2 protein-coding genes and 1 pseudogene are annotated in these 8,551 nt (G+C 78.6%); all 3 read right to left on the reverse strand.

What is annotated here, in order from left to right; translation table 11 throughout:
* Positions 1 to 6,731 (reverse strand): type I polyketide synthase (locus ABD323_RS37600; protein WP_344446595.1); only part of this gene is annotated, 6,731 nt, incomplete at its 3' end.
* A 76-nt stretch (positions 6,732 to 6,807) separates the two neighbouring features.
* Positions 6,808 to 7,227 (reverse strand): helix-turn-helix domain-containing protein, encoded by a 420-nt coding sequence (locus tag ABD323_RS37605; RefSeq protein WP_344446596.1) that lies wholly within the window; start codon positions 7,225 to 7,227, stop codon positions 6,808 to 6,810.
* Between the two features lie 9 nt (positions 7,228 to 7,236).
* Positions 7,237 to 8,551 (reverse strand): annotated as a pseudogene (locus tag ABD323_RS37610) (hypothetical protein); the annotation flags it as partial.

The following is an 8,551-nucleotide window of genomic DNA, read 5'->3' on the forward strand; positions in this document are numbered from 1 at the left end:
AGCAGGACCGGACCGCGGTCCGGTCCCCACGCCAACCGGTAGAGCGCGTCGGGCGCGGCCGGCGCCCCCGCCCGCAGGGTGAGCGCGCCGATCGAGGCGACCGGTCGACCGGCCGGATCGGCGATCTCCAGCGCCACGGTGTCCGGTCCGCTCGGCGCGATCCGCACCCGCAGCGCGGTGGGGCCGGCCCGGTGGAGCGTCACCTCCCGCCAGGAGAAGGGGATCCGGACCGCGGTCCGGTCCTGCTGCAGGCCGACCACCGCGTGCAGGGCGGCGTCCAGCAGGGCCGGGTGCAGGCCGAACCGCGCCGCGTCGGTGGCGGGCAGCTCGGCCGGGCCGACCTGCGCGTACAGCTCCTCGCCGAGCCGCCAGACCGCGGTCAGCGCCCGGAACGCGGGACCGTAGGCGCCGCCGCGCTCGCCGAGCTCGCCGTAGAGCTCCGCGATCTCGACGGGCACCGCACCGGCGGGCGGCCAACTGGCCGCCAGCGGCGCCGGCTCCCGGGCCGCCGCGGCCCCGGGCGCGGCGACCGTGCCGGAGGCGTGCCGGGTCCACGGCGCGCCCCCCGTCCCCGGTCCGGCCGCTGCGGCCGGCCCCGGGAACGCCTCCGACGGCTGTCCGCTCTCGGGCTGCGAGCGCAGTTGGATCGGCCGGCGGCCGCTGTCGTCCGCGGCGCCGAGCACCGCCTGGATCCGCACCGCGCCGCCGACCGGCAGCGCCAGCGGCGCCTCCAGGTCCAGCGACTCCACGCCCGCACCGCCGGCGTGCCCGGCCGCCTGCAAGGCGAGCTCCAGGAAGGCCGTGCCGGGCAGCAGCACCGACCCCGCGACCACGTGGTCGGCCAGCCACGGCTGGGTCCGCAGCGACAGCCGTCCGGTGAACAACCAGCCGCCTCCGTCGGGAAGTTCGGTGCCCGCCCCGAGCAGCGGGTGCCCGGTGGCCGGCAGGCCCGCGGTGTCCGCGCGGCCGGCCGGCTGGTCGAGCCAGTGGCGGTCGCGGCGGAACGGGTAGGTGGGCAGCGCGACCGCGCGGGTCGGGCGCCCGGCGAAGGCGGCCGTCCAGTCGACGGCGGTGCCGTGCACGTGCAGGCGAGCCAGCGCCTCGGTGAAGGTCGCCGCCTCCGGGCGGTCGGCCCGCAGCACGGCGGCCAGCGCGCGCTCGCCCGGCTCGCCCTCCAGGCTCGCGCCGGCCAGCGCGGTCAGCACCGGCCCGGGGCCCAGCTCCAGGTACCCGCTGACGCCCTGCTCGTGCAGCGCGCGCACCCCGTCGTGGAAGCGCACGGTCTCCCGGATGTGCCGCACCCAGGCCTCGGGGCTGCGCAGTTGCTCGGCGGTGGCCGGGGCGCCGGTCAGGTTGGAGATCACCGGGATCCGCGGCTCGGCGTACGTCAGGCGCTCGGCGACCGCGCGGAAGGGCTCCAGCGCCGCGTCCATCAGCGGCGAGTGGAAGGCGTGGCTGACCGGGAGCAGCTTGACCCGCCGGCCGCGGGCCCGCCAGCGCTCGGCGAGCTCGCGCACCGGGTCCGCCGCGCCGGAGACCACCACCGCGTCCGGGCCGTTGACGGCCGCCAGCGCCACCCGGCCGGCGGGCAGGTCGGCCAGGTCGGCGGCCAGCTCCGCCTCGGTGGCCTGCACGGCGGCCATCGCCCCGCCGGGCGGCAGCGCCTGCATCAGCCGGGCCCGGGCGGCCACCAGCGTGACGGCGTCGGGCAGCGTGAGCACGCCGGCCAGGTGCGCGGCGCTCAACTCGCCGACCGAGTGGCCGATCAGGTGGTCCGGACGCACGCCGAAGGACTCGGCCAGCCGGTGCAGTGCGACGTGCAGGGTGAAGAGCGCGGGCTGGGTGTAGGCGGTGGTGTCGAGCAGTTCGGCCTCCCGCGTGCCCGGCTCGGCGAACAGGACGCTGCGCAGCGGGACGGCGAGTTCGGCGTCGAAGAGCGCGGCCACCTCCTCCAGCGCGGCCGCGAAGTCGGGGTAGGCGGCGTACAACTCGCGCCCGGCGCCGGAGCGTTGGCTGCCCTGGCCGGAGTAGAGGAAGGCGGTGCGGACGCCCGGCCGGGCGGTCCCGGTGATCAGCCCCGCCGCCGGCCGCCCCTCGGCCAGCGCCCGCAGCGCGGCCAGCGCGCCCGTGTCGGCCGGCGGCGCGGTGTCGGCCGGCGCGTCGCTGTCCAGCGGGTCGGCAGCCTCAACCGGCGCCGCCGACACGGCCGGCAGCACCGCGCGCCACTCGAACCGGGTCCGGGTGGCGGCCAGCGCCAGCCCGAGCCCGGCCGGCTCCGCCACCCCCGCCATGGGCAGCAGCCGGGCGGCCTGCTCGCGCAGCGCCGGCTCGTCCCGCGCCGAGAGCACCCACGGCACCGGCACCGTGACCGTGGCCGCAGCCACCGGCGGCTCCGCCGCACCCGGCCCCACCGGCGGCTCGGGGGCCGCCTCCAGGATCAGGTGCGCGTTGGTCCCGCTGATGCCGAACGAGGAGACCCCGGCCCGCCGCGGCCGCCCAGTGCTCGGCCAGGCCCGTGACCGCGTCAGCAGCTCCACCGAGCCCGCCGACCAGTCGACGTGCGGCGAGGGCCGGTCCAGGTGCAGCGTGCCGGGCAGCTCGCCGTGCCGCAGCGCCTGCACCAGCTTGATCACCCCGGTCACCCCGGCGGCGGCCTGGGTGTGGCCCAGGTTGGACTTCGCCGAGCCGATCAGCAGCGGCTGCCCCGGATCCCGCCCGGGACCGTAGGCGGCGATCAGCGCCTGCGCCTCGATCGGGTCGCCCAGGGTGGTCCCGGTGCCGTGCGCCTCGACGGCGTCCACCTGGTCCGGGGTCAGGCCGGCCGCCGCCAGGGCCTGGCGGATCACCCGCTCCTGGGCGGGCCCGTTGGGGGCGGTGAGCCCGTTGGACGCGCCGTCCTGGTTGACCGCCGAGCCGCGCACCAGCGCGAGCACCGGGTGGCCCAGCCGGCGCGCGTCGGAGAGCCGCTCCAGCAGGACCAGCCCCACGCCCTCGGCCCAGGCGGTCCCGTCGGCGGCCGCCGCGAACGGCTTGCAGCGCCCGTCGGCGGCCAGCCCCCGCTGGCGGCTGAACTCGGTGAACATCCCCGGCCCGGACATCACGGTGGCACCCCCCGCCAGCGCGAGGTCGCTCTCGCCCGAGCGCAGCGACTGGGCGGCCAGGTGCAGGGCGACCAGCGAGGAGGAGCAGGCGGTGTCGACGGTGATCGCCGGGCCCTCCAGGCCGAGCGCGTAGGCCAGCCGGCCGGAGGCGACGCTGGTCAGCGTCCCGGTCAGGGCGTGGCCCTGGTAGCCCTCGGCGGTCTCGTGCAGCCGCGGTCCGTACTCCTGCGGCATCACGCCGACGAAGACGCCGGTGCGGGTGCCGCGCAGCGCGGCGGGCACGATCCCGGCCCGCTCGACCAGCTCCCAGGAGGTCTCCAGCAGCAGCCGCTGCTGCGGGTCGACGGCCGCCGACTCGCGCGGGCTGAGGCCGAAGAAGGCGCCGTCGAAGCGGTCGGCGTCGTGGAGGAAGCCGCCCTGGCGGGTGTACGAGCTGCCCGGGCGCAGGCCCTCGGGGTCGTAGAGGGCCTCCAGGTCCCAGCCCCGGTTGTCGGGGAAGGGGCCGATCGCGTCGCGCCCGGCGCGCAGCAGCTCCCACAGCTCCTCGGGGCTGTCCGCGCCGCCCGGCCACCGGCCGCTGAGCGCGACTATCGCGATCGGATCCCGGTCGTCCACGGCCACCGGCGCGGCCGGCGCGCCGCTCGGTGCGGCGGCCGCGCCGCCCACCTCGCCCGCCAGCTCCCGCAGGTGGGTCGCGACGGCGCGCGGGGTCGGTCGGTCGTAGGTGAGGGTCGACGGCAGCGCGAGCCCGGTGGCGCCCGCCAGCCGGTCACGGAACTCCACGGCGGCCACCGAGTCGAAGCCGAGGTCCTTGAAGGTGCGGTCGGGGTCGACCCCGCCGGCGCCCGGCGCACCGAGCACCAGCGCGGCGGCGGCCAGCACGCTCGCCAGCGCGGCCTCCTCGCCCTGGCCGGCCGGCGCTTCGACCGGCGCGAGCGTCCCCGTGGGCGGAGCCGCCGGCAGCGCCGGCGTCCGGCCGTCCAGCCAGAGTCGGCGCCGCTGGAAGGCGTACGTCGGCAGCACGACCCGACGCGTGCGCGGCCCGAACAGCGCGGCCCAGTCCACCGCGCCGCCGCGCACGTGCAGGTCGCCCAGCGCGCTGTGGAACTGCGCGAGCCCCCCGTGGTCGCGGCGCAACGTGCCGGTCACCGCCGCGGTCGGCGGCAGGATCTGGCCCAGGCCCACGGTCAGCACGGGGTGCGGGCTGCTCTCCACGAAGGCCTGGTGGCCGTCCGCGGACGCGGCCCGCACGGCCGCCTCGAACTCCACCGTCCCGCGCAGGTTGCGGTACCAGTAGCGCGGCCCGAGCTCGGTGGTGTCGAGCAGGCCGCCGGTGACCGTGGAGTAGAAGGCGATCGCGGCCGGGCGCGGTGTGATCGCGGCCAGCAGTGCCGGCAGGCTCTCGCTCAGCGGCTCCACCTGCGGCGAGTGGGAGGCGTAGTCGACCGGGACCACCTTGGCCCGCACGCCCTGCGCCTGGCACTGGGCGACCAGCTCCTCCAGCGCCCCGCGCTCGCCGGAGACCACCGTGGAGCCGGGGCCGTTGATCGCCGCGACGGCCAGCCGGCCGTCCCACCGGGCGAGTCGCTCGCGCACCTCGTCCACCGCCAGCGGGACGGCGAGCAGGCCGCCGCTGCCCGAGCCGCCCAGCTCGGCGATCGCCCGGGCGCGCAGCGGCACCACCGCGGCGGCGTCCTCCAACGAGAGCGCGCCGGCCACGTACGCGGCCGCGATCTCGCCCTGCGAGTGGCCGATCACGGCGTCCGGACGCACGCCGGCGGCCTGCCAGAGCGCGGCCAGCGAGACCATCACCGCGAAGAGCGCGGGCTGCACGACGGACACGTCCGTCAGCGCGGGCGCGCCCGGCGCGCCGTGCAGCACCTCGGTCAGCGACCAGCCGGTGTGCGGGGTCAGCGCCCGCTCGCAGGCGGCCAGGTGCTCGGCGAAGACCGGCGACTGGGCGAGCAGCGCCCGCGCCATCGCGTCCCACTGGGAGCCCTGGCCGGGGAAGACGAAGAGCGTCCCCCCGTCCGCCCGCGCGACCCCCTGGAGGTGCCCGGCGGCCTGGCCGCCCTGCGCCAACGCCACGAGCCCGGCGAGCAGTTCGGCCCGGTCGGCGCCGGTGACCACGGCCCGGTGCTCGAAGGCGGTCCGGGTGGTGGCCAGCGCGTGGCCCAGCTCCACCTGGTCGAGGTCGACGCGCTCCTCCACCAGCGCGCGCAGCCGGCCGGCCTGGGCGCGCAGGGCCTCGGGGCCGCGCGCGGCGAGCGGCCAGAGCAGCGGGCCGGCGGCCGCGGAGGCCGATCCGGGGGCCTGCTCGGGGGCCGACTGCGGCGCCTGCTCCGGGGCCGGCCCCACCAGCACGTGCGCGTTGGTGCCACCCACCCCGAACGAGCTGACCCCGGCGATCAGCGGCCGGTCGGCGCGCGGCCAGGGCCCGCCCTCGGTGCGGACCCGCAGGCCCAGCCGGTCGAAGGCGATGTCCGGGTTGGGAGTGGCGAAGTTCAGGCTGGCCGGCAGCGTGCGGTGCCGCACGCTCAGCACCGCCTTCAGCAGCCCGACCAGGCCCGAAGCCCCTTCCAGGTGACCGACGTTGGTCTTGACCGAGCCGACCAGCAGCGGCTCGTCGGCCCCCCGCCCGACGCCCAGCGCCGCGCCCAGGCCGGCCGCCTCGATCGGGTCGCCGACCCGGGTTCCGGTGCCGTGCAGCTCCACGTACTGCACCTCGCCCGGCGCGACCCCGGCCCGCAGCAGCGCGTCGCGCACCAGCTCGGCCTGCGCCCGCGCGCTGGGCACGGTCAGCCCGTCGGTGGCGCCGTCGCTGTTGACCGCGCTGCCCAGCAGGACGGCGTGCACCCGGTCGCCGTCCGCCAGCGCGCGCTCCAGCGGCTTGAGCGCCAGCAGGACCGCGCCCTCGCCGCGGGCGTAGCCGTTGGCGCGGGCGTCGAAGGTGAAGCAGCGGTCGTCGGGCGAGAGCGCGCCGAACCGGTCCACCGTCGTGGTGCTGTCCGGGGCGAGGTTGAGGTTGACGCCCGCCACCAGCGCCAGCTCCGACTCGCCGCTGCGCAGGCTCTCCAGCGCCAGGTGCACGGCCACCAGCGAGGAGGACTGCGCGCTGTCCACCGTCAGGCTCGGGCCGCGCAGGTCGAGCGCGTAGGAGACCCGGCCCGCGATCAGGCCCTTGTTGAGCCCGGTGAGGGTGTGCCGGGTGATGGCGCCGCCGCGGGCGACCAGCGCGGCGTAGTCGCCGCCGATCGCGCCGACGAAGACCCCCGCGCGCCGGCCCGCCAGCTCGGCCGGCCGCACGCCGGCGTCCTCCAGCGCCTCCCAGGCCAGCTCCAGGACAAGCCGCTGCTGCGGATCGGCGCCCGCCGCCTCGGCGGGGGCCAGGCCGAAGAACTCCGGGTCGAACCGGTCCACGTGGTCGAGGTAACCGCCGGCCCGGGGCCGCTCACCGGGCCCGAACCGCTCCGACGGGAAGACCCCCACCGCGCTGTGCCCGCCCTCGAGCAGCCGCCAGAACGCCGCCGGGTCCGCCGCACCGGGCAGGCGGCAGGCGAGGCCGACCACGGCGACCGGCGACGGGTCGGCCGTCGGGACGGACGGGTGGGGCAGTTCCAGGCGCGCCATGGTCGGTTTCCACTCCTGAGGAAGGGGGCTTCTGCGGCACTCCTCAGCCTTCCTCGACGCGCCCGGGAACCGACCCCTAGGCAACCCCTGTGGTACCCCTACCGGTGGCCGCGAGCAGCAGCGGACCGTCGCCGGGGGCGCTGTCGGGCAGCCCGCGGCCGAGCGCGAGCCGCCGGCCCAGGTCGACCCGCCGGCGCACCCCGAGCTTGCGGTAGACCCGGGTGAGGTGCTGCTCGACGGTGCTCACGGTGATGTAGAGCTTGCGGGCGACCTCCCGGTTGCTCAGCCCGTGCGCCGCCAGCTCGGCCACCCGGCGCTCGGCCTCGCTGAGCTCCTCCACCAGGCCGTCCGCCGGTGCGTCCGCCGCCGACCCGGCCGACCCGTCCCCGAGCCACTCGCCGAGCAGCGCGCCGCCCGGCGCACCGGAGTCGACGGCTGCGACCGTCCCGACCTGCTCCACCGGCCCCGCCGAGCCCACCGGCCCAACCGATCCCACCGGCCCGGCCTAGCGCAGCCGGCGGTCGGCGAGCCGGGCCCGCACCGGGTCGCCCTGCGCCTGGTGCGCGGCACCGAGGTCGGCGAGCGCGCCGGCCAGCTCCAGCTCGTCGCCGGCCTCCTCCAGGTACCCCACCGCCGTCTCCAGCAGCCGCGACCGCTCGGCGGCGCCGCCGGCCGCGGCCCGCACCCGCAGCGCCAGGCCGCGGACCCGGGCCTGGCCCACCGGCCCGAGCCGGCTCAGCTGCTGGTCCGCCAGCACCACGGCGGCCTGCGGCCGGCCGAGCGCCAGCTGCGCCCGGGCCGCGCCGACGCGCCACGGCGCGAGGCCGGGCAGGTGGTCCAGGTCCCAGCGGGCCATCGCCTCGCCGCAGGCCCGGAACTCGGCCAGCGCCTCCTGCGGCCGCCCCACCGCCAGCAGGTGACCGCCGCGCGCGTAGCGGTAGTGCACGCCCGCGGGCGTGCGGTCCATCTCCGGCGGCGCGGCCACCTCCAGGTAGTGGGCGGCGTCCTGGTGGCGGCCCAGCGCGGTGCGCACCGCGACCACGGTGGAGAGCGGGAGGCCGACGCCGACGCCCCAGCCCTCCGGGCTGACCCCGGCCAGCGCCGCCCGGGCCGACTCCTCGGCCGCGCGCAGGTCGCCCTGGCGCAGCGCGATCTCGGCCCGCAGCGCGGAGAACAGCGCGTGCCAGGTCGAGCGGCAGCGCGTCCCACCGGCGGCGGCCGGGCCGCCACCGGCCCGCTCGGCGATCGGCTCGCACCAGCGCGCGGCGCGGTCCGCACGGTCGGCGTAGACCAGGACGGTCAGCGCGGCGGTCAGCGACTCCACGCTGTCGCTCTCCAACCGGGCCGCCCGCAGCACCCGTTCGGCCCGCCGCACGGCGTCCTGCGGTGCGGCGCCGGCCAGCAGCGCCGCCAGCACCAGCATGCCGTCGCCGCGCCCGTCGCGCGGCTCGCCGCCCGCTGCGGCGCCCGGCCGCGTGGGGGCGGGCAGCAGCGCGGGGTACCAGTACGCCAGCCAGGAGCGCAGTTCGCGGGTCGCCCGCGGGCCACCGTGCTCGGCCTCGACCCGCTCCAGCGCGCGCAGCCCGTCGGCGACCTGTCCGTGCCAGAAGAGGTGGCGGACGGACTTCAGGGCGTGCTGCGGGTCGTGGTCGTCCTGCGGCCCGGTGCCCGGCAGCCGTGGGACGCACTGGATCACCACCCGCTCGGGGTCACTGCGGCGCGGTGGCGCCAGGTCGGCGGTGAGCGTGCGGGCCGGCGGCGCCAGACGGACGGCCGGGGCGGGCGTGGCGGCCGGGGCAGCCGGGGCGGGCATGGCGGCC

It is taken from the genome of Kitasatospora nipponensis (assembly GCF_039528135.1).
In the GTDB taxonomy this organism is placed as follows: domain Bacteria; phylum Actinomycetota; class Actinomycetes; order Streptomycetales; family Streptomycetaceae; genus Kitasatospora; species Kitasatospora nipponensis.